Genomic DNA, 23,800 nt, shown 5'->3' on the forward strand with positions numbered 1-23,800 from the left:
TGAAGCGAAAGCTCAATTCCACCGACGTGATTGACGCGCTGATAGATCTCTTCATCTTCGGGCTGTCCCAGCCTACATCAGATCGGACAACGGGCCGGAATTCGTTGCTCAAGCCGTCAGGGACTGGATCAACGCTGTGGGTGCCAAGACCGCGTACATCGAACCTGGTTCGCCATGGGAAAACGGATACTGCGAGAGCTTCAACGCCCGTTTCCGAGATGAACTGCTTGACGGAGAAACCTTCTACAGCCTGAAGGAAGCGCAAATCCTGATTGAACAATGGAGGAAACACTACAATACCAAGCGTCCACACAGCGCCTTGGGATACCGACCACCGGCACCGGAGACCATCATCCAGATGGACCGCAGCCCAGTCATGCACTAACAATCAAAACGGACCACTCAAGTGGGGCTGATCACAGCTCTCCAACAATCTCAAGCCGGCACCGGTAAGAAAACAGGTGTCCGATTGTGCACAGGCAGTCTCGTAGTTACGATAGTACGCCTTTACGTTGTATATCTGTGGATGATAACTAACACACAGTGGCGTGATGAAACCCAGCTTCAAGATTGGCACTTACATGCTGCTCTTCTGGAAGCTTAGTTGCGATGCGTGAGCGAGACGATGCTTTACTTTATAGTTGGACACATCTGTCTTTTGGTGAAATTGAAACACTACCTTTGTGACGTGAAATTAATTCATGAATCAAAAAGCTTGAAGTCTTTGTGTGTAGATTTAAGAACCAATTTAGGGGCAGAACTCATTGTTTAGTAGCTACCCATTATGGATTTATGAGCGTTCATTTGGTGGGCCAGAGGTAGCCGCGACACCCATAAGACTTCAGGCTGGTGGTCATTGGCCGGAAGGCCCAGCTTCTCCTTTCGCGTCAACAGCCTGTCAAACGCTCGTGAAAGCGTGTCGAGATGTGGAAGGGCAGCAAAGTCCTTGTCTTTTGTTCCTTGTCGGTGGCGCAGGCAACGGCAAGTCGTACCTTTCAGCGCGGGTCGTTCAGGATGCTGGCGCCGAAAGGATCGAAGATAACGAAAAGACCGACGGCTATTCACAACGCTCGTACAACTATGCCACGCCGTCCGGCAGATGCCTCCGTGTCGTGAATGATGCAACTATCCCGGCCGAACGGATATCGAAAGGCGATCTTATTGAAGACATAACGTTTGCGATCGAAGGTGGAAACCATCTTATAGCATGCGTGAACCGTGGCGTGCTGCTCGGCGAACTTCGCGAGTTTTCTGGCCGCGAAGCGCGGGGCGTGAACGCAGTAGCCCATCGCATTACGTCCCTTCTCTTTCAAGCTGGTACCACACAAGAACCGGAGGTCGAGGGGTGGTCCATCCACGGAGAACGGCAGTTAGCGTCTGACCACGATGCATATTCTCTCACCTCGATAGATGGCATGGAATTCGATGTGATCGTGGTGTACATGGATCACCTTTCTCTGCTGGAGCCCCTGCCCATTGTCGACAGTGCGCAAACCAATAACGAAGCGCGCCACATAGCATTGGTCCACGAGGGCGGCGCCGGGTTCGATAGGCGCGACGCTGCGTTTGAGAAACCACTCCGTGAACTCGCGGAGAAATTTCTCGAAGAGAATGGCGACGATTGGCCCGGGGGAGATTTAGATCCAGTTCGTGCCAATGCATCAATGCTTTCAAACGAGGAGGTCGTTGATGCCTGGTGTCGAAGCGCCCGCAGCGCTGAGATCATAGGTGGCTTCAATTTTTCGTATCGCGACCTGTGGGGTCTTGCGGCGCTTGCTCTGGTGGGACCCATAGGGACTGATGGGCTCGATGGAATTGGGGCCTGGGTAAAGCGAACTAAGGAGGACTTCCAATCCGCAAGTTCATCATTGGAACGAGGTCGCGCGCTCGTTTCACTCGCAAGCCTTAGGACACACGTGCTATTGTACGGTGGCCTTCGCGCAGGCGTGCCTATCGGTGCCCAGTTCCGGCGAACCGTGTTCGCGCAAAACGACGCCTTCGATGCGATAATCGCATCTGATCCGCTGCTGGACTTCTCGTCGGAAAAGCACGAGCTACTGGCGAGTGCAATGGGGCAAGCACACGATGGAACGGGTGCCGTTAGACTATTCCTAAGCATCGACGACCGCTTGAAATCGGTTTGGAGCCCACTGGAAGAGGCATTGGACAAGGTTGTTGCCGAACTCGCGAACCCAATTAACAGCGGTCACTCCGAGCTTGCTAGAGACGAACTCCTACCTTGGTATTCACAGTATTTACGTCGGTTCCATGGCCTCGTTCTGGGGAGGTCCGCTTTTGTTGATGTTATCAGTGAGTTGCAGAGATGTATGCGCCGAGGCCTGCGTGGCGAGGGCCTTTCGAGAGGCGTCAGCGACGCGCTCTTGAGAGTTTTCCTTCCGCCGACGCAGGGATCTAGTGGCTCCCTCGCGAGACTGCCGTTAATGAGACCGAGAGTGACCACTCCTGCAACCGGCGATGCCCACGTCGCTGTCGAGGTGGACCCGAGGGATTTCAAACTCGACCTGTCGGTCTTCGGTGGACGTATGATATTGCGGATCCACCGTCCTGGGAGCGGGGATTACGCGGAGACGCCGTTGGACTTCCACCTGATGCGTGAAGCGTTGTCTAGAACCGACGGATTAGGATTCTCAGACTCGCTTCGATTTGTTGAACCACGCCTTGAACGTCTGCGTGCCCGCCTTGTATCTCTTGAGACAAGGGCGGCCCGTCAGTTGGGCGGAAACACGGTCTTTGTGGGTACAGACGGGCAGGTCATTCGGCCAGGATGAGTAACGCATGAGTAGCAATAATACCGAGCGCTCTGTAGGTAGCCCCTTCCTCCGGCTAAACAGACCACAGTATGCAAATATGCCGGAAATCCTGGTCTCGTCGCTCACCTGGGGCATCGTTGAACGGGCGCGCGACCGTGAAAGCGTGTCGCTCAAAGTTGATGGAAACGAGGAACCATACGAGGCGATCGCCTTCGATCGCTACGACATCTCCAAGCCAAAAAATCTCCGCATAGGTTTCACGCGCCCCCGTCAAGACACAGAGAGATGGGAAAAGCTCGTCGAGAGCCTGCGCTCGGATTTGGACATTCCAGCGGAGCAGGCGAAAGTCGCTGCAGAGATCCTTCTAGACGACTTGAGAGCGCTGCGTCCGGCGAAAGCGAAATCCTATGCTGCAGTCCCCGTGAGCCTCGGCACGTCTTTGTTGCAGGACCGTTCAGGGTTACTTCGCACCCCTGGACCAGCCAACTACGCCGCGATTTTGGAGCGAATGTACGTGTTGGGAGGCGGTGAAGGTTCGGCCTCGAGAAAGCTCGTGCAGTTGTTCGGCGGGGAAGGCGAAACGATCACGCCGTGGCTCGACGATGCATTGGAAGCTGGGGCTCCGGAGTTTTTGGCGGAAGCAAAAAAAGTGATCATTTCCGAATGCGAAGGTCCTGACGTGGCAGTGGGAGGCCTGCAACCACTGTGGCTGCAAAATGAATCCACGCCATACGCGTGGTTTGCCCGTTCATGGGATATGCTCTGCCATGATGGTTGGATTGAAAGAATGCCTCGGCGGCGCTGGACAGACTGGGCGGCTTGCATCCTTCGAAACGCTCTCGGCCTGGGGTTCCTCTTCGAAATGAATCTTCTGCGAGCTCTCGCTCTTGGCGTGGTGACCAACGAGGAGGCCGAAGCTGTTGCCAGAGCAGCCCTTTCAAAATCTCGTCCGTTGTTGCGCTGGAACGACGAGGCAAGAGTTTCCGAACGAAGTGTCAAGGAGCAAATCGAAACCACAGTCATACAGGGAACGGCATCATTGTCGGTACTCGATAAGTGGATCAAGCAAGGATGCCCGAGGCCTGCCGAGTTCGACGACGATAGCAACGGTCTCGCCAACTGGATTCAGAACGCCCGCGATTGGAGTGCGAAGCAATCCACAGCGTCTCTTGAAGCTCAGATTGCTGAGGCATTTGAGCGGTCCGCCGACGACCTACGATCGAGCCGCGGCTCCTCGAAAAACGTCCGCGAAACGGTGATGTACGCGTTGACCGAACGTTCAGATGCTCCGGGCTCCAGGGACCTCTATAGTCTGCTGCGGCTCAGAGGGCGTTACCACGTAATCGACCCCGGGCAAGAATGGCTTGTCGTATTGAGCAGCTTGTCCACGGGAATGGGGCAGGGCGTTGCGCGGGTCGCCGATATCGATGGTGCTCTCCGAGCACTGTGTCTCCGACCCGGAATTACCGCGCTCGTCGATCGGCTTGAAGACGCGGGGCTTGCGAGGGGCAGCCACGATGCTGATGAGGCAATCGAGGTGAAGGCTGCGTTTTGAGTAACAAAGAGATGGATAAAGAAAAAGAGATTCTTACTCGCGCGTTGGGGCGCTCTTTGGCGAAGTTCAATGGTTTGTCAAGCGTTAGTCTACCGGCCAGTTTCCCGCCGGGAAAGTTGACTTCCATCGCAGAAGAAGCAAACGCAGCGCGCGGTGTCGACAACTTCGCGCATGTTGTCCGTCTAACGCCCGGAGAGGGTGAAATCTCCTCGGAGATGGCTATCAGGATGCGAAGCCGTGACGATGGCGAAGAGGTTGCCGCCTTGCTCGTGCATCATCGCGGAGAGCTGAAACAGCTGAAGTCGCTCGAAGCCTACAATCCACTTAATCCTGAAAGTATTCCTGCAGGTGTCGCCGATGTTTTCGGTTCTTCACTTTCCATCCGCGAGATACTCGCGCAGATACCACGGCTCTTTGAGGAGGTGGGCATATACTTATCTTACGGTGACAGCTTAATATCTACTCTTGAAAATGTCTGCATTTACATGGCAGATGCGTATTTAGAGAGCGGAAATGACGAGCTCAACTGGACCGATGCCTGGTGGCATCACCTTGACCTAGGTTTGAACCACCTGCCATCGGCGCTCCGCGCCATGAAAAAGGCTGATTCTCCAATGGCTGAGGCCGCTGGGTGCTACGTAGCATTTGGCCTGCCGATCCCAGATAACATGTCTGCCAACCGCTATTCAAAGCCGAACGACGCAAGAAAATATGCGCGGTTGATCGCGGAGAAGTGGGACAGGACAGAAACCGTTGAACTGGCGATACTTGACATTCGCGACGAGGAGCGACGTTCCGGCCGGTTGCGGCCCAGCGAGGATCATGCGCTCTCCATACTTCCTTGGAACAACCTGGCCACCGTAAGCTCAACGCTTGGACACCGGATACTCGCGGTATGCTTTCTAGGGGCCCCAAAGGAAGACTGGATGCAAGCGTGGTCAACGACGCAGGAGTCTTCGTTCTTTTACAACGCGCCCGACTTGGAAGAGGACCTACCTGTCAGCAGGTTAGCGGGATCGCGATCAATTGCATTGCCAGTTGTGCCGAACCTAAAGAACCGGGTTCACATCGCGACGCTTGATCCCGCGGCGCCCGTATCTGGAAAACAAGCTAAGCTCGGCCGCTTCAAGGTTTCGCTTGGATCAAGCAAATCTTTTGATCCGCGAGAGGTTGAGATCGGAGTAGAATGCCGATCATCTATGGTTTCGGTCAGCAACCTTGTTGTCGAGGAAACGGAAAGCGAAATCGTCGCCGTATTCGACATCGAGCTTACGCTCACCAGGGGTAATTGGCCCCAGAAACCGCAGCAGATTCATCTCTCTCCAATGAGCGACGTGGCGACAGAAATTCTTCGTGGGCCGAAATCCATCGAGTTGCTGTTGCCATTCCCAGGAAGAACGTCGCCGATCTTGCTCGAGAAACAGCGCGCTAAGACGCCAAGCTACAAAATTTGTCTGCATTCACCAACGAGGTATTCGGTAATTGACGAACGCGTAGTGCCAATCGCGCCTGATGACGCATCACCACCCGTCTTCACACTAGGGAAATCGACCACGCACGCAAGAGTCCTCACCATGCAGTCATTGGGTGAGACCGCGATCGAATGGCCTGATTCGACAATCTCCTTGGTCGCCGAAGCACTTGAGAACGACGAGCTCGAATTGGGTCTCACGAAAGATTTCAGAGTGAAGCCCGAAGGCGTTCTGCACCTTGAAAACTTGTTGGCCGAGATCCGGATGCCAGATCAAAAAATGGCGCACGTATCACCGTTTACTGCGTGCGCGATGGGAGAACCGCTGTCGGAGGAGATCGACAGTAGTTTAGAGAGCGAGTTTAGGCGCGACCCGAGGAGCTCCATTGAGGATTGGCTGAGCGACAGCTGCATCATTCAGAAACCGTTGGCTACGTTCAAAGCGACACTTGGGATCGTGTCTGTGCAGATTGGTGACACCCAACCACCACAACAGCCGCAGCTCGATCGGCACCTTGGTTATTACTGCTGGAACCAGAACGCCGGCTCGATCCGCTTGGTCTTGGATCGAGCCGCTCGCGACGCCGTGGAACAGTTTTGGGAATCGTTTAATGAGCTTCACCTACCTGACCTTTCCAGCGACACCGGCGGTCTTGGCGCGTGGCCAAGCAGATTAGACCTCAGGGGGCTTCGGCTCGATCGGCTGCAGGAATACTTGGTTGCATTCTCGGAGCTTCTTAGGCACAGCAAGGCTAATGAACCGAGTGGCCTCCTCTCGTTTCCTTTCTCAGTTCTCGCAACTGACAGGGCAGGGAGACTCGAGGGTATTCTGCTTTCGCCTCTTCACCCGCTTCGCATGGGGTGGTCTTGGTCGGTGCAAAACTCTGCGAACGATCTCCTCGAAAACCTGGGCCCAGAAGACGTGATCGACCTGCTTCGCTTCTGTGACGGCCTAGGTTTCCCCCACCTAGCTCCGTCGCCATTCGAAATGAGCTACCTACTCGCCATGCCGCTCGATACAGGTAAGGATGGGCTCTTCTCTGGTTGGTCATTCTTGGCCTCGAACTCGGTAACGAAGGACGGGACCGGGAGACTTGGAAGCCTGTTGGGAAGAAGGTTCCCCGTAGGTGCCGCTTCCGGCTTAGATCGCGGTGGAGTGGCAGCTGCATTGCGTGATTACTTGCGAGTCCACCCTCTTGTTAGCCAGATAAATGCGGGAATCTATTCCTCGTCCGAGGTCCAACGTTCACGCGAGCTTGACTTCGCACTCGTTGATGCCGCCGCAGCTGAGGTGGCGCGGCGTGGCGATCGTTTGCCTGGAGGCATCAGGGTTTTTGACAGCCCGTACCGGAGCGGACCGATTCCCGAGCCGGAGTACGTTTTTGCGGCAATCGAGAAAGCAGCTGGTCCTATGCGAAAGGAAAAAGGCTCCAATACCGCTCCTCCCCCTTTCCAATGGAAGCTGCAAGAACGCCCGCGGGTAGACATTCGTTTCCTCGAAACTCCACTGGTCGAACCAAGTATCGCTGCTGGCCAGAGCAAAGAGCTCGGCGGGTCCGCCCCTGATCTCCCCGTAAATAGGCACGTAACTTGGTCAAGAGCCGCGCCGGGAACTCTAAGAAGCGCTTACTGCCCGGGTCTACCGGAAGACGCCTTCAAGGCTATGCCAGGCTACGGTCGCTGCCTCAGCCTCGTGGAAGTCCCCACCGGCTCAATAGGCTACCCGGAAGTCTCCTGCGGACTCTTGGCAAGTGAGTTGCGGAACTCACCAGCTCAGTGGACGGTCGCGGGAAATGCCCACATGGATCCGGCAACGCTGTCAAAGGAAATAGGTAGCTTGGGCTCAGACCTAGTACTCTGGGAGTGGCGCCCCGCTTTTCTCGCGCGAACTGCCAAAGGAGCTGGCTCGAACGTCGCTCCGGCGCGGCCATACACGACAATCGCGCGGCTCGATCCACATTTTAGAGACCAGTTGGAAAACGATTGCGTTGCGTCCTTTGGCAGACTTGAGACTTCTGGCGCTGAACTGGTGCTGGGAGAGCTGGGGTCACGTGGAATCGGATTATCGTCACTACTTTCAATCGGACACACGCAGACAGTTGGTGCGATCGGCTTTTTCCTCTCGTTTCGTGCACTGAGTGCGTGGGAAGCAGGTGGCCCGACCGACGAGATACGGTGCCTATTGCCGATGGATGCGGTAAACTCAGTGCTCGAGGCGATAGCCAAGGATGGAACGGTTAAAAAAGACCGCCGCCGCGCCGATATTCTCGCGGTGCGTGCGGTTCCTACCAAGGCTGGTTTGTACGATATCATACTCCATCCGGTAGAGGTGAAGATGCGCCAGCAGGAGGGCACGTTCCCTTCGCCTCATGATCTCGATGTAAAAGAAGCGCTTGGACAACTTGAAAACTCGAGCAAGTTGCTCGCCAGCCTATGTAAAAATGTGAATACACGACCAACTATTCTGCTTCTGAACGCAGTCACGTCCTTGATGGAAGCCGCACTCGCCCTTCGCGCCGATGGTAATTCGACCGCATCGGAGCAAACCCTGGTAAATGAAAGGGATTTCCTGCAAGCAATCTCGGGTGGTAGAGCGCGGTTTTTCGCTTCAGCCGGTACGTTGTTCTGGTTCCAATCGGGAGGCGTCACCCAACCCGGATCGCCAATCGAGACCAGAGGTACTGAGTTGGATGCTCCATGGCAGATCCTTCTTAATCCGCTTCAGCTGGGGCGAGCAATCATCTCCGGTGACCGAACCGATGTTCAGCAGACTTTCGTTGAGACGATTGGTCGTGACCAAATCGAGATCGAGTTTCAGTATCAGGCTGGAAACGATGGTCTGAGTCTCGGAGCGTTGCATCCCGATAACGATAAAAACGATGCAGCGAAGCAGAAAACAGAAGATAAGCAACACGAGACGAAAAACGATGCCACACCGGCTGAGACGGAGGAGAAGTCTCTTGAAGAGCCCGGCAACATGGAAGTTTGCGAGGAAACAGAGTCAGTCGATACGACTGGGAAAATTGGCAAACTAGCGGGGGTTGCGATTGAGGTTGGGGAGCGTCCCAAGGGCATACATACTGAAAAAGTGATTTTTGACCCTAGTGACACAAGGGTAAACCAACTGAACATCGGGGTCGTTGGTGATCTTGGCACTGGGAAAACACAGTTCGTTCGTTCGTTGGTCTACCAGCTTTCTCGCTCGGCGACTGGTAACGGCGGCGTACCTCCAAAGACGCTCATTTTCGACTATAAAAACGATTTTATAGATGCGGAATTCATCAAGAATATCAACGGAAAGCTACTCTCCCCAGGTGAAGAGCCGATTCCATTGAACTTCTTTGCTCTGCCGGAAGGAGCTAGCAAAAACGCCCACATTCGGAGGGCAATGTTCTTTGCAGATGTGGTGAGCAAAGTACATCGCATCGGCCCAGTGCAACGGAATACGCTTGAGGGATGCGTGATTGACGCCTACAACCGTTTTTCGGGCCGCGGGTTTCCGCTTATCGCTGACGTACTAGAAATTTACAGTGATGTGGTTCCGAAAGGTGACTCAGTGACCGCAGTCCTTCGTGCCCTTGTGAATCTTGAGATATTTGAGCCAAATCGTCAAAAGATCTCGAACTTCGGTGAGCTGTTCGACCGGTCGCTCGTCTTAGACCTGAAGGGTATCAACGCCGGGAGTCAGATCCAAGACATATTGGTCACCTTGTTTTTGGATCTTGTCTACAACGAGTACATGCCGTCGCGAAACCGACCAGACTTCCAAACGGACGAGACAGGCATCCAGCGCCGTTTCATAGATTCCTTCGTGCTTGTGGACGAGGCACATCACATAATGGAGCACGGGTTCGACGTACTCGAGAATCTGTTGCTGGAAGGTCGACAATTCGGGATGGGTGTAATCCTTTCTTCGCAATACCTTTCACATTTCAAGCTTGGCGGAGTGAACTGGGCGCAACCTTTGCGGACTTGGTGCATCCATAAGGTGCCCGATATTTCAGCCCAAGATCTCACGCGGCTCGGATTTGGTGATGGTGCTGCAGAAATGGCCGCTCGTGTTCCGGTGCTAGAAAACCTCCACTCGCTATTCAAATGCGATCCTGACCACGTACAGGGCGCGTTTATCAGAGACAAGTCTTACTTTAGTTTTTTCGAATAGACGATCAAACTTAACGTAAAACGACATTTTCGCCGAAAAATATCAATCTGAGAATAGACTTTTAAGCGACGTCGGGTTTTCTGGTAAGGCCCTGTTTTTGTTGTAGCATTTCCATAACTTCGCGGAGATGATATCCAAGCGCGAACGCTAGACGCGGGGGAACAGCGTTTCCTACTTGGCTGTACTGCGGTACTTGAAAGCGTCTCCTGTGGGCCCCTGTAGTTTCCTTTGAGCGGAACTCGAAAGCATCGGGGAACGACTGAAACCTGGCCAACTCTCTTACTGTAGGGATGCGCGGTTGGACAGGATGAACAAAATCGTCGGGCATGCTAACTACTGTTGGTGCTGGTCGGCCCCAAAAAAGCGCACGCTGGCTATGTTTCTTCGTTGCGAGTTTCCTTATTAGATGCATTAGGGTGGGCTGTGCATTTGCAAGGATACTTCCGTTACCATCCTTCGCCGGATACTTCACATTCGCTATTGCCGCATGCAGCAACTTACGTTGTGCATGTTCAGATAAACCCGTTTTTTTAGGAATTGCCAAGACTGACCGGTGGATATTTGCATCACGTAAGAACTGGTAAAGGCTGAACCTTTCCATTACCAAATCGGAATGTTGACGGAATACATGGTTGTTTGGTCTTTTGTTAGCTTGGGGATCGAATACAACGGCTTTCAAATAGCTGGTGTCTTCTCGCATCTCCCTTGCAAATTCAGATAGAGATGATGTCTCGGAATAATTTTCTGTCATGAGATCCGAGATCGCATCCTTGACGGTGAAATACCCCGGCCCAACTTCATTTCTATTGTTATCGAAGTGGGTTCGTTTAGGTGCAAGAAGCGGTCGGTCACCAAGAACGGCCACTTGGGGTGAATCAATCGAAGAGTCCCAGATTTTCGCCGTTATTCCCAACGAATATTTACCGACAAGATCTTCTCTTAATCCGACGAGAAATACGCGCGGGCGATGTTGCGGTACACCGAAATGTTTTGCGTTGAGTACCATAGGTTGGACTTGGTAGCCAGGATCAGTCGCAGATAGTGCAGTCCACAAATCCTCAAAAGGCGACTTTGTCCCGTGTTTGAGAAAATCAAATTGCATGCCCGCAACGTTTTCAATAATGACAATCTTCGGCTTCACTTTTTCAATGAACTCTAAAAATTGCCATGGCAATTTGTTGCGCTCATCTGAAGGATTACGATTGCCTGCTGACGAGAAACCTTGGCAAGGTGGACCGCCTGCTACTACGTCTATTTCGCTTTCTCGCAATCTGGAAAGTATGGCTTTGGATCGGAGGACATCTGACAACTCCCGCACTACCAGTCCAGACTCTGCCTGATCTTCGAGATTGCGGTTTTCGTAATAATTCCGCCATTCATCCGCGTCTTGAATGGGGCGAATCAAGTTATGATAGTATGTTTCAGCGGCCATTTCAGATTTCTCGACCGCTAACTTTATTTGAAAACCGGCCTGTTTCAGGCCTAGTGAAAGCCCTCCGCAGCCTGCAAAAAGATCAACGCAAGTTGGGGAAGAAGAGACCATTTTTCTGGGTACCTAGTTCAAACTCAATCAGTCGGAAGAATCAATGAGGTTAATTCATAACTCGACAGCCTTCTACCCGCAAAAGCAAATGAAATACTTGAATATTCACAATATCTTGCATGCTTCATTAATGTGTAATGCCGTCATTTTCAACCTAGAACGTGTTCAGTCTTTGTTCACATTGATATTTCGCAATTTAAGTGCAGTCCCGAAAATTACTAACTAATCTCTAGCCCTACCTTAAAGAGCGTTCGAACAAATGCATCAGGACAGTCTCACTTCAGGTGAAAAATCAAGGATCACTAGGATACGGAAAAGACTTTTAAGTTGGTTCGATAGGTGTGGTCGAAACTTTCCTTGGCGGAGACATGAGGCAGGAGAATACGAAAAGATCTGTGTCGAGGTTTTGCTGCAGCGTACCCGGGCAGAGACTGTGGCAAAGTGCTACAATGAGTTCTTTCGAAGGTACCCAGATTGGGATTGTTTGGCAGCTGCACCGATAAGCGAGCTTGAAATGGTTCTGCGCCCTCTTGGGTTGTGGCGTCGCCGTGCTCGCTCGATTAGTGCTTTGGCCAAGTATGCGCATGAAAACGGTGGGACATTTCCCCAGCAGGACAAGGAGTTGGCTGACGTGCCAGCTGTTGGACAATATGTTTCAAATGCGATCCAGCTGTTTCAACATGATAGGGCAAAACCCTTGGTCGACGTGAATATGGCTAGATTCTTAGAGAGATATCTTCGCAGTCGACGTTTAGCGGACATAAGGTACGATCCTTGGCTTCAAGAGGCCTGTCACTGGTTGGTAGACTGCGAACGCCCCATCGCCACAAACTGGGCGGCACTTGACCATTCCGCATTAATTTGCACGGCCAGAAGCCCGCGTTGTAGTGAGTGCGAACTTAGCGCGCGATGCAATTTCGCACTGCGCCAAAAGTAATGTTCATAATAGTCTATCGCGAAGCAACGCGGTCGTCTTGGATGTGAGGACTCAGTTTGTTGAAATCCCAGCTAAAATGCTTGGATTCTGTCTTGTATGCGGTATTATAATACCACAGAAAAGGATTTAAGGTTCTGTTGATGACCATCAGATCTCGACCCAAACGCAATGGCAACTACAAACCTGGTCCGGGGCGTCCCCCTGGCCGCAAGAACAACAAGACACTCGCGCTGGAAGAGGCCGCCCGCAAGGCAGCTGCAGATATCGAAAACGCTTTTGAAGGTGACGCACATGCATTTTTGCAGGCCGTGTATCGCAATCCAGACATGCCGATCGAGATCAGAATCCAAGCGGCTGGCCGGGCACTACGGGTTGAGAAACCCGTCCTTTCAGCGAGCCGTGCCAATGTGAATGTGAATGTGGGCTTTGGCGAGCGTCTCGAGGCAGCCCGTAAACGCTTTCAAGAGATCGCGCTTCAGGAGGCGATAAAGATTGAGACCACCTCTGTGTCGCCACCCACGGTACAGCTAAGCACGAAAAAGGTTGGCCGGTAGTGCAGACAGCCATGACACCGCCACGACTTTACCGATACAACCGGTAAACGTAACCTTTTGTATTTTTTGCTTCGTTTTGCGCAAAAACACCAGATTACCGGTTCTATCGGTTGTCTGATAGTTGCCGGGAGATTTTAGACGGACAACCGATAGACATCTTGAATTGGGTTGCTGTTTTCGTTTTGAGGCCGAGCCGCAGAGCGGCCCGTTCCAAGAAGCGGGCTGCCAACCTTCCTTCTCTTTTTGAAGCTTGCGGCAGTCCAGATTTGGTTGCGTGTTTATGCGGCGACGCCTATCGGTTTGCGACAATGTTGAGTCCAGTCCAGACCTTTGTTGACTTGCGGCTAACGCTCTTGGTGGTTTTCACAAATCCGTTTTTCACCATCTTCGGTGAAAAGGAACGCTCGTTGCCAGGATCATGGTTCCTCTCGTGCGCAAAGTCTTTCCAGGAAAGGAACGCGTTTCGCACTGGCACAAAACCGGCAGCATTAATTTCACAACATTCTGCCAGCCATTGGCCGAAGACGTATTCCTGTTCAAGATATTCTTGCGTGGCAGTTTCGACCCTTTGGGGCGGACTTAATCCCTCGCGGTACCAATTGACTGCACCGTCAATCATCCAGCGTAAGATGCCTGGCCATTCTTCCTTTAGTTTCTCCTCAAGACTCTTGTCCACCACCTTGGGCGTTTTGTCGAAAGGAACAATTTGGATACGGCGCTTGATCGCCTCGTCTATTGCTCCAAATCCTGGCGCGTGATTCCCCACAACTATCAAGGTGAACTGTGGAACAAAATCAAAGTAGTCTTGTCGCATGTATCTTGCCGAAATTGGGTCACCGCCAGTCAATTGCTTGATCAAGCTTACCCGCCAGTTGCGGCCTTCCTCAGTCTCTGACGCCACAACAGCGCGTGCGCCATGGAGTTTTGCAAGTCCAGTAGGATGTGAATCAAACCTTGAAACTGTGAGCGTTTCTATCGCTGCGACTTCGGTGTAACTGCCTGATATTCCTTTGAAAATATTTATGAAAACTGATTTACCGTTTCCGCCTGGTCCATAGATAAAGGACAGGATCTGTTCGCTTGTCTCACCAGTTTGTGCGTATCCTGACAGACGCTGCAGATAGGCAAGCATCTCTTGGTCTCCACCGGTCACTTCGTCAAGGAATTGGAGAAATCTTGGACAGTCCGCAGTGTCCGCCGGGCTGATAGACGTACACTTTGAGATCAAGTCGGCGGGATCAGCTTTCTTCATCGAGCCGTCGCGAAGATTGACAGTGCCGCCCGGCGTACCCAGTAGCATGCGATCAGAGTTCCAGGCTTCAGACGTTACAGAAATACGCTGATCAGCAAGCGCGAACTGCTCAACACCCCGCGCAAACGCGGCCTTCCGCATCGATAACTTATGAGTCTCCGTACACAGATCGATGTATTCTCTTATGTCGTTGAATGTTGCCAAGGTGCGGTCTTCAACCCAAACCGCGCCATTCCACCGGAACCATCTGCCACGCACATGATCATATCGAAGCGTAGTCTGACACTTGTCAACAAAGTCCCGAGCGAGTCCGTCCTGCGTGAGCGGCGAGCTTAATCTGTCAACGTTTTTTGAGCTCATTTCTCAATGCCTTCTTGTGCGTGGCGTTGGGAGACGATGAATTGCTCGATCTCTGACGCTTTAAAGCGGGTGAGTGATCCGATTTTGATAGGTTTTGGGAAGCCTTGTGTCTTGTTGATGTGTCGATAAATCGTAGATCGACTAATGCCGCCCAAAGCAGAAGACAATTCAGAGATATCAACGAGCTTATCTTGATGCTTATACATCGATGGTGCCTTTCTCGTGTTGAGTTTGAAGCACCGGATGACAACATGGGACTACATCCGGCCCCATGACTTTCCCAAAATTTCACGTCTGCGTAGAAATACAAAAAACACAAAGAAAATTGGATTAAGTGTATATGTTGGAATTACGATTGGCGGCTGTGTTTTTGTTTGAGTTCCTCGACCGCCTTCGCGCAAGGAAGTCGTGAATCGATATGAAAACCCATCAGCTTAAATACTTGCTTGACTGCCCTGTTGAACGGTGTCGGTTTGTTTGTCTCATTTCCATGTCCTGTGCCAGGTATCGCGCCAGTTCGCTCGTAGCACCAGGCGCCTATTACGAGGGCGACCTTGTACGCCATCGCGTTCCTTGGTTTTCTTTTACCTGGCCAGTAAAGATTTTTGGTTTCTTCGATAGCGTTCAGGCCAGTTTTTAGCTCTTCCGCCAAAATTAAGAACAGTTCTTTGTGCGTAATAGGTTCTTCTGAATTTTCATAGATGTTTTGAAGTGTAATTGAGTGGTTTGCAAGTGTAAGTAATACATTTTTGTCTAGCTTTGATAGGTGGTTTTCGACTTTAGATAGTGCTTTTACGGCAGCATTAATTTGCTTGGCGCTCTCGATATAGTATTTGGCATCTGGATCGCCTGCATCGGTTATGGCTCCAAAAGACATAGATTTTTGCGCATCTTCGCGCGCGCATGATTGATCGATTCCCGGCAGGTAGGAACTGTATAGCTCGTGAAGTAATCTTTCCATCTGCGTTGGAAAATCGCTGCAATTCTGTTCAGTCATGGAGCTCAGTTTCGATTGTGGTCTGCGCGACGATTAGGTCAGCCCATCGACTTAGAGCACCAGCTCGCTGATTAAGGTATTCGGACTGATTGTAGACGCGAGCGACAGCCGAAGGTGCAGACCCGCTTGCCATATGACTCAACACTCGATCCACAACTCCCTCCGGTTCTCCAAGCTCACACAGCGCCGAAGCAAAAGCAGTGCGAATATCATGGAGACGCCAGTCGGATAGATCCACTAAACAGTTTAGCCGTGTCTTAAGCTTGCTAAAACCGCTCACGGGCGTTTTGCCCGTGGTGGTAAAAACGAAATCGCAACCGGGTTCAGATTCAGCATTGAGAGCTTCGAGTTCTCGAACAACTGGATCCGAGAGGTATACAATATGCATACGGCGATTTTTCGTTCGGCTTCCTGAAATGGACCAACGCCGATGCTCAAAGTCAATCTCTGATCACCGCATCCCAGCGACATCACCCCGGCGTTGCGCAGTGAGCGCTAGAATGCGAACCAGTGGCCCCCAGAATCCATTTAGCTGAAACGAGGCCTCCATAATCTTTTGAACTTCTGCTATCGACAGTACTCGATCTCTTGGTCGTTCGGTCACCGCTTGCTGGTTCCAATGCCAATATCTTCAATGATGTAACCCCGACGCCAGCACCACTTCGAAAACGCGACAAGTGCAGCTCTTATGCGGTTCGCAGCATAACGTGCACCTTCTGTGGCTTTGCGGTCGATGGCTGTTTGCAAGTCTTTTCTCGTCAACTTTGAGATTTGGCTTGAGGCCTTGCTTGCAAGTGCGCTTCGAAGCTGGCTTTCGCGTTCCCTCGCTGTGCGTAAGTTTGGCACTAGTTGCCTTTCCGCGTACTCGTCAATTGCGTCGCTGACAGTGCGTGTGTCTGCTTCGCGCGCCTTTCTTTTTTCGCGCCTCTCTTTGATTGGGTCGCGGCCGTGATAGGCCTCTACGCGCAGCCTCAGGGCCTCTTTGCGTGCCTCTGCGAGGCCGACAGTTGGATACTCACCTATAGTGAACCTGCGCTTATGACCGTCGATATTGACTTGCACACTCCAAGTTTTTCTCCCGTTTGCCGTGATGCGAAATTTCAGGCCGGGGACAGTCTTGTCGGACAGCTCTGATCGACCGACGGCTGGCGGTTTGATTCTACGAAGTCGAATATCGCTAAGTGAATTTGATGGCATATTGGGGGGCCGCTCGGGGTAAAAAACACGTGAGACTAGGTGACTTGAATATACACACTTTGAGTCATGTTGAGAAGGAAAAATAAAATAACATATTGAAAAATATAAATGTTTTGGATGTCTTGATATCCGATGAGACGTAGTGCTACACATAGAGCGTCGGATTGTGGCTCCGAAGCTCGGTGGTTCGAACCCAGTCGTCTGTACCATCTTGTGATTAACAAGAAATCGATATTTAGTCCGTCGTCGGGGTATTTGGAACAGATAGCCGCGTGATTTAGCGGAAAGATTGGCCCATCTTGTTGGTTGATTTTATGCGGCTTGATTGCGGTATTGCAAACGCCGTTGATTGATTGTGTCTCGTTTGATCCTTTTGCATTCGAGTAGGATGGTTTCACATCGCCCAAAGTACACATCGGCGGGTGTGAGGTTGCCGAGACTCTCATGATAGCGCTGATGATTGTAGTGAGTAACGAAGCGTTCGATACTGGCGTTGAGATCACCGAGCAAGAAGTAGTTTTCCAACAGGATCTGGTTCTTCATGGTTTGATGCCAGCGCTCTATCTTTCCTTGGGTCTGAGGATGGTAAGGTGCACCACGCACGTGATCCATATCTTGCTCGTTGAGCCTATCAGCCAGTTCACCAGAGATGTAACTCGCGCCGTTGTCCTACAGCAGGCGGGGTTTGTGCCGAACGGCAACCTGATCACAGCCGGATGCTTGGAATGCCAGTTCCAGCGTGTCTGTGACGTCGGTAGCCTGCATGGTCGTGCAGAGCTTCCAGGCGACAACGTATCGCGAGAAGTCATCCAGATTTTGCTCAGGTAGTACCAGCCCCAGCCAATGATCTTGAGTGGAGTAAGAAGCGCGTTTGCGCTTCTCCTCCCCGAACCGTACGCGCGCCTTTCAGCGCATACGGCTCTCCATTCAAACTTGGCCCATGGCCATAGCAACATCATGGTCGCGAGAGGTGACGGTGCTGCGGGTTTCACTCCGGAAGATGTATGGATTGGCCTCCGGATTGCGCCTTTGGGGTTGAGACAAGCCGATTCAAGTCTTTTCCGATGGCCTCGCCACGTTCGTTCCGACCGTAAACGAGCCAGATTTGCGCCTTGCCCGGTTCCGGGGCTCTGAACCACTTCCGCATCAAGGGTCTGATACGACTCCGATACTTATGCCCCAGCCAGTACGCCATTTTCCAGAATACGACATGATCGATGCGCCGAAAGACATACGCCCTGAAGTCGGTGAACTTGTAGACGCCGCCCATCCCGCCAATTGGCGGTTCAGACTCGTGATCATATCGACCGTACTGACACTGTGATTGCCGGAATGGGTCTCGGTCAGTTTGCGGACAAATGCCTTGTCCTTTTCCCTGGGTATCGTCGTGACAACGGACATGCGTCCGTTCGATCCTCGCTTGCGAATGATCCGGTGCCCCAGAAAGACGAACCCGTCGTCGACGTGGGTGATATGGGTTTTCTCCATATTCAACGTCAACTTCAGGCAGCCTTCCAGAAAGGCTCGGCATTCCTCGCGGATCTCCATGGCATGAGCCTTCTTCCCTTCGACGATGATGATAAAGTCATCGGCGTAGCGACAATAGGCAACGGCAGGTTTCCATTGCCGGTTCTCCCGAACCGTAATGGGTCGTCCCTGCTGAATGCCAAAGTTCCATGCCGAGCGATCCTTACGGGCTTTCCGGTTAAGGTATTTCGCCTCCAGCCAGGCATCGAACTCATGGAGCATGATGTTGGACATGAGCGGTGACAGAACGCCACCTTGCGGAACACCCTCGCTGGCAGCCTTGAACAAGCCACGGTCAATGTGACCCGCCTTGAGAATACGCCAGAGGAGACCGACAAACCGTCCGTCCCGCACCTGCCGCCGTACGCATCTAAGAAGCAGCGGGTGATGGACGGTGCCGAAGTAGCTCGCCGGATCACCTTCGATGATCCAGCGCCCCTTCGTGCCACTGCCATCCTGAAGCTGGATCTTCACGGTGCGGACAGCATGATGCACGTTGCGTTCCGGCCGGAAGCCATAGGACAGGCGATGGAAGTCGCTTTTCCATATCAGCTCCATGGCCATCAACATGGCGCGTTGGACGATGCGGTCTGTCAGGGTCGGTATACCCAGTGGTCGTATCTTGCCCCTCGAACTCGAAAAGGGGACTTTCGGGATATAGATCCGCTTGACCGGCTTTGGACGATAAGTGCCGTTCAGCAGGTCAATCTGCAAGTCGGCCAGATGGTTGACCAGCCCGGCCTCCATCCGTTGCTTGTCTATTCCGCCAACACCCTGGGGCCGGGCGCCGCTTGACGCCAGAACGGTCCGGGCGGCCTCGGCAAGCCATTCCCGATCGGCAATGTGCCGAAGAAGGCGATCGAACCGCCGGTTCTGATCGGGCTCGGCCCATGTTGCGAGCTTGTGCTGCATTTCGCTGATTATCAAAGGTTTTCACCTCATTTGGTCAAGTAATTTGCACTCCAAGCAGATTGAACTGTTCCCCTTCACCATGTGACAGGCTTTCCCCGCCTCGAATTACTAAGGGAAATCCACCAGCATGATGGACATCAGGGTCAACTCCCTTGCGATGTAGAACATCGTGGACATTCCATCATGCCTTCCCTCGTTCAAATGCTGGACGTCGTCGTATTGGTGAGGTTGCCGGTCGCCGTCTTTTCCCTTGCGTTCCGCAAGTCGATGCCGATGCCGTGGTCTGGCTGCATTCTCCCCATAACCTCTCGCGAGTTTCCTACGTCTACGCTCACGTTCGGATGTACGCCGATATACCTATCAAGCGTCATCATCAGCATTCCACCTATTAAACCGTGTAGGCGGAGGCGACATTCCAGCCCTCAGATGCGGGTGAACCGGTTCGTGTTCCTCAGCCTTCCAATACTTCAGCCTCGGGATCCATCTCGGCGTAACGGCTTCGCCTCAGTCCCCTTTTTCCACGGGCTACGTCACCCTGCCAGTTGGCAGCAGGTCACCGCCGCTTGGGCTCATGCCCCCCACAGCAGGGGACAAGGCAATCTTCCATTCCTCCTTTCTCAATGCATTCCGGTGATTTGCACCCTGGACGATCCGGGACGAGGCGCACTGTAAGTGAAGTCCGTTACCCAGATCTGGTTGATGGCGGTGGTCTTGTCGCAGAACTCATCGGCAGCCTTGATGACCACAAAAAGGGTTGGGCTTGTGATCAGATCATGGGCATTGAGGAGACGATACACGGAGGCTTCCGATACGAAGTACTGCTGCGTATCGGTGAACCGCACAGCTAATTCTCGTGGTGATAGTTCGGGCTCTGCCAATGCCAGGGCAACAATACGCCCGCGGATATCATCGGGAATGCGGTTCCAGATCCTTGGTGATCGGGGAGAACGATCCTCCAGCGCTTCTGGGCCACCGTTCTGATAACAATCATACCAGCGGTAAGACGTGGTGCGAGGGATGCCAAGCATGTCGAGGGTCTGTTTGGCTGGAAGGTGGGACTGCTCCACCAGCCGAATGATCTCAAGCTTTTCAGACGCTGGATATCTCATTCGTCGTTGTCCCCATCCCCCAGCATGCTTTTTTGAGCAAACGGAGCTCGAGTGCCTGTTCTGCAACCACCTCCTTCAAATCGTGAGCTTCACGACGAAGGTCCTGCACTTCACCTGTGTTGGCTTCCCGCGCTGTGTCACCAGTCAAACGCTTACGCCCAGCTTCCATGAACTCCTTCGACCAACTGTAGTACTGGCTCTGCGCAATGCCTTCCTGGCGACACAACTCCGCTATGCTATCTTCGCCACGAAGGCCTGCCAGTACGATCCGAATCTTGTCTTCAGAGGAATACCGTTTGCGCGTCTTGCGCCGAATGTCCTTCACCGTGCGATCTGCCGCATCCCGGAGACGTTCGCTCTTCTGTCTCATGCTTCACTCCAGTATGGTGAAGATGAGCTACAACCTCTCCCTTACGCAATCAGCCTATCTGGACCCATAGGTGCTGACGGGGAACAGCCGACAAATGCGGCTGCCCATTCCTAGAAGTTAAGGTTGGTGGTGATGATGTCGCTGGTGCGCTCATGGAGTTTGCTCAGGAGATGGAAGAGCAGAGAATCGCCTGATGCGCTGAACGGCAAGTATCTCAGCTCGTTGAGGATGACAAGATCTGAAAGGACGAGTCGGTTGGCGATCTGTCCTGCTTTGCCCTAGGCTCTTTCCTGTTCCAGCACATTGACGAGTTCAACGGTGGAGAAGAAGCGGAAACGCTTGAGATAATATTCAATGGCCTGGATGCCGAGAGTTGTTGCAAGATGAGCCACTCCGGTTTCGGATCCCCTTAGGAAGAAGCCATACCGAGCCTGCTCTATGAACTCGCAGCGGTGAAGTTGGCGCATGAGCACCTCGTTGACTTCACTTCTGGCTAAGTCGAAGCCGTTCAGATTCCGGTAGGCGGGTAAGTGTGTCACCTTGAGCTGATAGGCTACGGATCCAAGTCCCCGCTCGGCCGTCAAAAGAATGATGGCAACGATGCGGAAGCGATCTGTACGCTAGGTTCTGTTGACAAAGTCGCGTAACCAGATGCGTGCGGCTGCGAGATTGAGGAAGGCGGCAAAGGATCTTTTGGTTTTGTCGTATCGGGTGGCAATCCTGCGGAACTGTTTGACCTTGTTGAACATTCGCTCTATCCGGTTCCTGTCCTTGTAGGCTCGGAAATCGCAAGGTATCGGCTCCCTGCGGTTTGACTTTGGCGGAATGACCGGGCTGATACCAACGAGCAGCAAGCTTTGACGCACGACATCGCCATCGTATCCCTTGTCGGCCAGGAACAGTCGGGGCTTGCTGCAAGGCATCTCCAGAAGGGCTGGAACGGCACTGTAGTCGGAGATCTCGCCGCCTGTCAGGACAAAGCCGAGAGGGCGTCCTTGACCGTCTGCTATGGCGTGGATTTTCGTCGTAAAGCCGCCGCGTGATCGACCAAAAGCCTCCTTATGAGTCCCCCTTTAGCGCCTGCTGCCTGACTGTGGCCGCGGACTGTGGTGCTGTCGATCATGTGTTGCCAGTCATCAGTAAGCCCGAGGTCCATCAGTGTTTCCAGCAACCCTTCCCAAACGCCTTGCTCCGCCCATCTGCGAAACCGGACATAGACCGAGTTCCATTTCCCGTAACGCTCACGCATGTCCCGCCAAGGGCAGCTAACACGCAGGACATGCAACATGCCGTTCAAATAACGACGATTATCCTGAGCCGGGCGGGACTTTCGGCCTCGCTCCGAAGGAAGCAATGCTTCAATCAATTCCCATTCTGCGTCTGTCAAATCGCCACGTGCCAAGACTGCCTCCTAAAAGACAGTCTTGAAACACAGCTTAGCTGATTTGGGAATCCACTTTCTCAACAGGACCTAGCACTTCAGCCCCAAAATCCCCTAGTGACGAAGAAGAGCATTGAGCAACAGGACTTTCAAGCGCTTCACCGCGCCAGACAATGTGTGGTCAATCGTCGCACGGCTGTCGACGGCCAGATATGCACGCACTTGCTCGACCGCGGCCTTGCCATGGCTAAATGCATTACCAGAGCATGAAGTCTGACCCCCGATGTCCTGTCTAATCAGGGCAATGAACTATCGCCTTTGGCTCGTGATGCAATCGCTGAACTTTACGATCTGTTCCGTGATTTCGATCGTCGGATCTCCAGCTTTGATAAGAAGATTAACCGGGTCTTCCGGCAGTACGAGACCTGCCAGCGCACTGCCAAGATCAAAGGCGTTGGCCCGTAAACGGCCACTGCAATTGGCGCAGCGATCGGCGATGAGTTCAACAAAGGTCGTCATCTTGCTGTTTGGGTCGGTCTTGTTCCCAAACAACACTCCAGCGGTGATAGATCCACCCTAATGGGCATGTCAAAGCGCGGTAACCAACATCTGCGTAGCTTGCTCGACAGGGAGCAAAAGCTGAGGTGCGAACAGCCTTCAGCAAATTAAATCTGCACAATCAATGGGTCAACCAACTTCGGGAACGACGCGGCTACAACTGGGCAACCGTCGCGGTCGCTAATAAGAATGCGCGGACAATCTGGGCCGAGCCGCATACCAGCGAACCATATCGCGTCGCTTTCTGAAAACCTGGCCTGAAACTGCGAGATGACGGTGAAATGAGACGCATAGATCGGACCGGTGCACAACGAACCGGACTTTTATCGAGGCACTCGAGGCTTGTTGGCTATACAGGTGCGCGCGAGCAGATTATCCACTTGGGCACTCCGATATGATCGGACCTATGTTGATTCAAACAGCGGCCGTTTCGTCGAACAGCCGCGACGCTCGAAGGAGGGTTTCATGACTTTCACGATACGCCATGCAGAACCTGCGGACGCGCCAGCATTGCACGCAATCCTGACAAGCCCTCACGTTGTTCTTGGAACGATGCGCCTGCGACACATGAGGCTCAAGAACACTGAAGACCGGTTGGCCCCGGATCCGAACCTGGTGCAACTCGTCGCAGCGAGTGATGGAGAAGTGTCCGGATTTGCTGAACTTGTCTTGAATACGAACGTTCCGCGCGCGTCACACTCGGCGGAACTGAACATGGTTGTCACAAGTGAACGGAGCCAGGGCAAGGGTGTCGCCCGTGCGTTAATCGGGGTGTTGATCCGCCTGTGCGACGGTTATTACAGGATCAGGAGGATTAGCCTGATCGTCTGGGTCGACAACACGCGTGCGATCGAACTCTACCGGGCTCTCGGGTTCAAGGAAGAAGGTGTAATGCGGGACTTTGTGCGCACCGAAGAAGGCTATTGCGATGCCCTCCAGATGGCGCGGCTTTCAAACCACTGAGATGGACGACCGCACACTTCAATACATGAGCTGACCTTACCAGGAAACCGGGTTATGGACGCCAGTGTTCGACTGGCGTCTTCAGCTCGATTTCAAATTTCACTCGGGTGCTGTTGGTCTCCATCTGTGCGAATTCCGACCGGCATGTGAATATCAGGGGATTGCCGGGCTTCAGATCCGA

Annotated in this window: 16 protein-coding genes and 5 pseudogenes; 8 read left to right on the top strand and 13 right to left on the bottom strand. The window is 52.9% G+C overall.

What is annotated here, in order from left to right; genetic code table 11:
* From LA5095_RS00005 to LA5095_RS00020, 4 genes and pseudogenes are all read left to right on the top strand, one after another.
* Positions 1-385: pseudogene (locus LA5095_RS00005) on the top strand (integrase core domain-containing protein); the annotation flags it as partial.
* A 568-nt stretch (positions 386-953) separates the two neighbouring features.
* On the top strand, positions 954-2,789 hold the full coding sequence (locus LA5095_RS00010; RefSeq protein ID WP_144436242.1) for a hypothetical protein: 1,836 nt from the start codon (positions 954-956) through the stop codon (positions 2,787-2,789).
* 7 nt (positions 2,790-2,796) lie between these two features.
* Complete coding sequence (locus LA5095_RS00015) at positions 2,797-4,326, top strand: hypothetical protein (RefSeq protein WP_144436243.1); 1,530 nt, start codon at positions 2,797-2,799, stop codon at positions 4,324-4,326.
* Entirely contained in the window at positions 4,323-9,959 is a 5,637-nt protein-coding gene (locus LA5095_RS00020; RefSeq protein ID WP_144436244.1) for an ATP-binding protein, read from the top strand. The genes LA5095_RS00015 and LA5095_RS00020 overlap by 4 nt, the downstream gene beginning before the upstream one ends.
* Before the next feature lie 61 nt (positions 9,960-10,020).
* Here LA5095_RS00020 and LA5095_RS00025 read toward each other — a convergent pair whose 3' ends face one another.
* Positions 10,021-11,502 (bottom strand): DNA cytosine methyltransferase, encoded by a 1,482-nt coding sequence (locus LA5095_RS00025; protein WP_055110871.1) that lies wholly within the window; start codon positions 11,500-11,502, stop codon positions 10,021-10,023.
* Between the two features lie 259 nt (positions 11,503-11,761).
* On the opposite strand from LA5095_RS00025, the gene LA5095_RS33480 reads away from it, so the two are divergent.
* The gene (locus tag LA5095_RS33480) at positions 11,762-12,439 is read left to right on the top strand and encodes an iron-sulfur binding domain-containing protein (protein ID WP_082442690.1); all 678 of its coding nucleotides are present in this window, start codon (positions 11,762-11,764) and stop codon (positions 12,437-12,439) included.
* A 140-nt stretch (positions 12,440-12,579) separates the two neighbouring features.
* Complete coding sequence (locus tag LA5095_RS00030; RefSeq protein WP_055110873.1) at positions 12,580-12,993, top strand: hypothetical protein; 414 nt, start codon at positions 12,580-12,582, stop codon at positions 12,991-12,993.
* A 292-nt stretch (positions 12,994-13,285) separates the two neighbouring features.
* Here the strand turns inward: LA5095_RS00030 and LA5095_RS00035 are convergent, their stop codons facing one another.
* From LA5095_RS00035 to LA5095_RS33560, 12 genes and pseudogenes are all read right to left on the bottom strand, one after another.
* Positions 13,286-14,605 carry a phage/plasmid primase, P4 family gene (locus LA5095_RS00035; protein WP_055110876.1) on the bottom strand — a complete coding sequence of 440 codons (1,320 nt, stop codon included), beginning with the start codon at positions 14,603-14,605 and terminating at the stop codon, positions 13,286-13,288.
* Positions 14,602-14,811: a helix-turn-helix transcriptional regulator gene (locus LA5095_RS00040; protein WP_055110877.1), complete on the bottom strand. Its 210-nt coding sequence runs from the start codon at positions 14,809-14,811 to the stop codon at positions 14,602-14,604. The genes LA5095_RS00035 and LA5095_RS00040 overlap by 4 nt, the downstream gene beginning before the upstream one ends.
* A gap of 143 nt (positions 14,812-14,954) precedes the next feature.
* A complete protein-coding gene (locus tag LA5095_RS00045; protein ID WP_144436245.1) occupies positions 14,955-15,602 on the bottom strand; it encodes a hypothetical protein in 648 nt (215 codons plus the stop codon).
* On the bottom strand, positions 15,595-16,047 hold the full coding sequence (locus LA5095_RS33485; RefSeq protein WP_082442691.1) for a tyrosine-type recombinase/integrase: 453 nt from the start codon (positions 16,045-16,047) through the stop codon (positions 15,595-15,597). Before LA5095_RS33485 ends, LA5095_RS00045 begins: the two co-directional genes overlap by 8 nt.
* A gap of 155 nt (positions 16,048-16,202) precedes the next feature.
* Positions 16,203-17,009, bottom strand: a complete 807-nt coding sequence (locus LA5095_RS33490) for an Arm DNA-binding domain-containing protein (protein WP_082442692.1) — start codon at positions 17,007-17,009, stop codon at positions 16,203-16,205.
* Positions 17,010-17,111: 102 nt separating this feature from the next.
* Positions 17,112-17,659, bottom strand: a pseudogene (locus tag LA5095_RS31745) (transposase); the annotation flags it as partial.
* Between the two features lie 286 nt (positions 17,660-17,945).
* Positions 17,946-19,253, bottom strand: a complete 1,308-nt coding sequence (locus tag LA5095_RS00065) for a reverse transcriptase domain-containing protein (RefSeq protein WP_199485804.1) — start codon at positions 19,251-19,253, stop codon at positions 17,946-17,948.
* A 182-nt stretch (positions 19,254-19,435) separates the two neighbouring features.
* Entirely contained in the window at positions 19,436-19,612 is a 177-nt protein-coding gene (locus LA5095_RS32590) for a hypothetical protein (protein WP_158510311.1), read from the bottom strand.
* Between the two features lie 294 nt (positions 19,613-19,906).
* A pseudogene (locus tag LA5095_RS31750) lies at positions 19,907-20,717 on the bottom strand (helix-turn-helix domain-containing protein); the annotation flags it as partial.
* Positions 20,718-20,830: 113 nt separating this feature from the next.
* Positions 20,831-21,298: pseudogene (locus LA5095_RS31755) on the bottom strand (ATP-binding protein); the annotation flags it as partial.
* Between the two features lie 39 nt (positions 21,299-21,337).
* A pseudogene (locus tag LA5095_RS32990) lies at positions 21,338-22,119 on the bottom strand (IS5 family transposase).
* Positions 22,120-22,407: 288 nt separating this feature from the next.
* Positions 22,408-22,617 (bottom strand): hypothetical protein, encoded by a 210-nt coding sequence (locus LA5095_RS33560; RefSeq protein WP_199485805.1) that lies wholly within the window; start codon positions 22,615-22,617, stop codon positions 22,408-22,410.
* On the opposite strand from LA5095_RS33560, the gene LA5095_RS33565 reads away from it, so the two are divergent.
* Positions 22,588-22,767 (top strand): transposase, encoded by a 180-nt coding sequence (locus LA5095_RS33565; RefSeq protein ID WP_408009886.1) that lies wholly within the window; start codon positions 22,588-22,590, stop codon positions 22,765-22,767. The two genes, LA5095_RS33560 and LA5095_RS33565, sit on opposite strands and share 30 nt — an antisense overlap.
* 354 nt (positions 22,768-23,121) lie before the next feature.
* Entirely contained in the window at positions 23,122-23,619 is a 498-nt protein-coding gene (locus tag LA5095_RS00105; RefSeq protein ID WP_055110900.1) for a GNAT family N-acetyltransferase, read from the top strand.
* The last annotated feature ends 181 nt before the right edge of the window (positions 23,620-23,800 follow it).

The organism is Roseibium album (genome assembly GCF_001404515.1).
GTDB lineage: Bacteria > Pseudomonadota > Alphaproteobacteria > Rhizobiales > Stappiaceae > Roseibium > Roseibium album.

What these genes read in the sequence shown, in the direction of transcription:
- LA5095_RS00015 (WP_144436243.1), top strand. Translation starts at nt 2,797, where the DNA reads ATGAGTAGCAATAATACCGAGCGCTCTGTAGGTAGCCCCTTCCTCCGG.
- LA5095_RS33480 (WP_082442690.1), top strand. Translation starts at nt 11,762, where the DNA reads ATGCATCAGGACAGTCTCACTTCAGGTGAAAAATCAAGGATCACTAGG.
- LA5095_RS00040 (WP_055110877.1), bottom strand. Translation starts at nt 14,811, where the DNA reads ATGTATAAGCATCAAGATAAGCTCGTTGATATCTCTGAATTGTCTTCT.
- LA5095_RS00045 (WP_144436245.1), bottom strand. Translation starts at nt 15,602, where the DNA reads ATGACTGAACAGAATTGCAGCGATTTTCCAACGCAGATGGAAAGATTA.
- LA5095_RS00030 (WP_055110873.1), top strand. Translation starts at nt 12,580, where the DNA reads ATGACCATCAGATCTCGACCCAAACGCAATGGCAACTACAAACCTGGT.
- LA5095_RS33560 (WP_199485805.1), bottom strand. Translation starts at nt 22,617, where the DNA reads ATGACGACCTTTGTTGAACTCATCGCCGATCGCTGCGCCAATTGCAGT.
- LA5095_RS33490 (WP_082442692.1), bottom strand. Translation starts at nt 17,009, where the DNA reads ATGGTACAGACGACTGGGTTCGAACCACCGAGCTTCGGAGCCACAATC.
- LA5095_RS00105 (WP_055110900.1), top strand. Translation starts at nt 23,122, where the DNA reads ATGACTTTCACGATACGCCATGCAGAACCTGCGGACGCGCCAGCATTG.
- LA5095_RS00025 (WP_055110871.1), bottom strand. Translation starts at nt 11,502, where the DNA reads ATGGTCTCTTCTTCCCCAACTTGCGTTGATCTTTTTGCAGGCTGCGGA.
- LA5095_RS32590 (WP_158510311.1), bottom strand. Translation starts at nt 19,612, where the DNA reads ATGATGACGCTTGATAGGTATATCGGCGTACATCCGAACGTGAGCGTA.
- LA5095_RS00035 (WP_055110876.1), bottom strand. Translation starts at nt 14,605, where the DNA reads ATGAGCTCAAAAAACGTTGACAGATTAAGCTCGCCGCTCACGCAGGAC.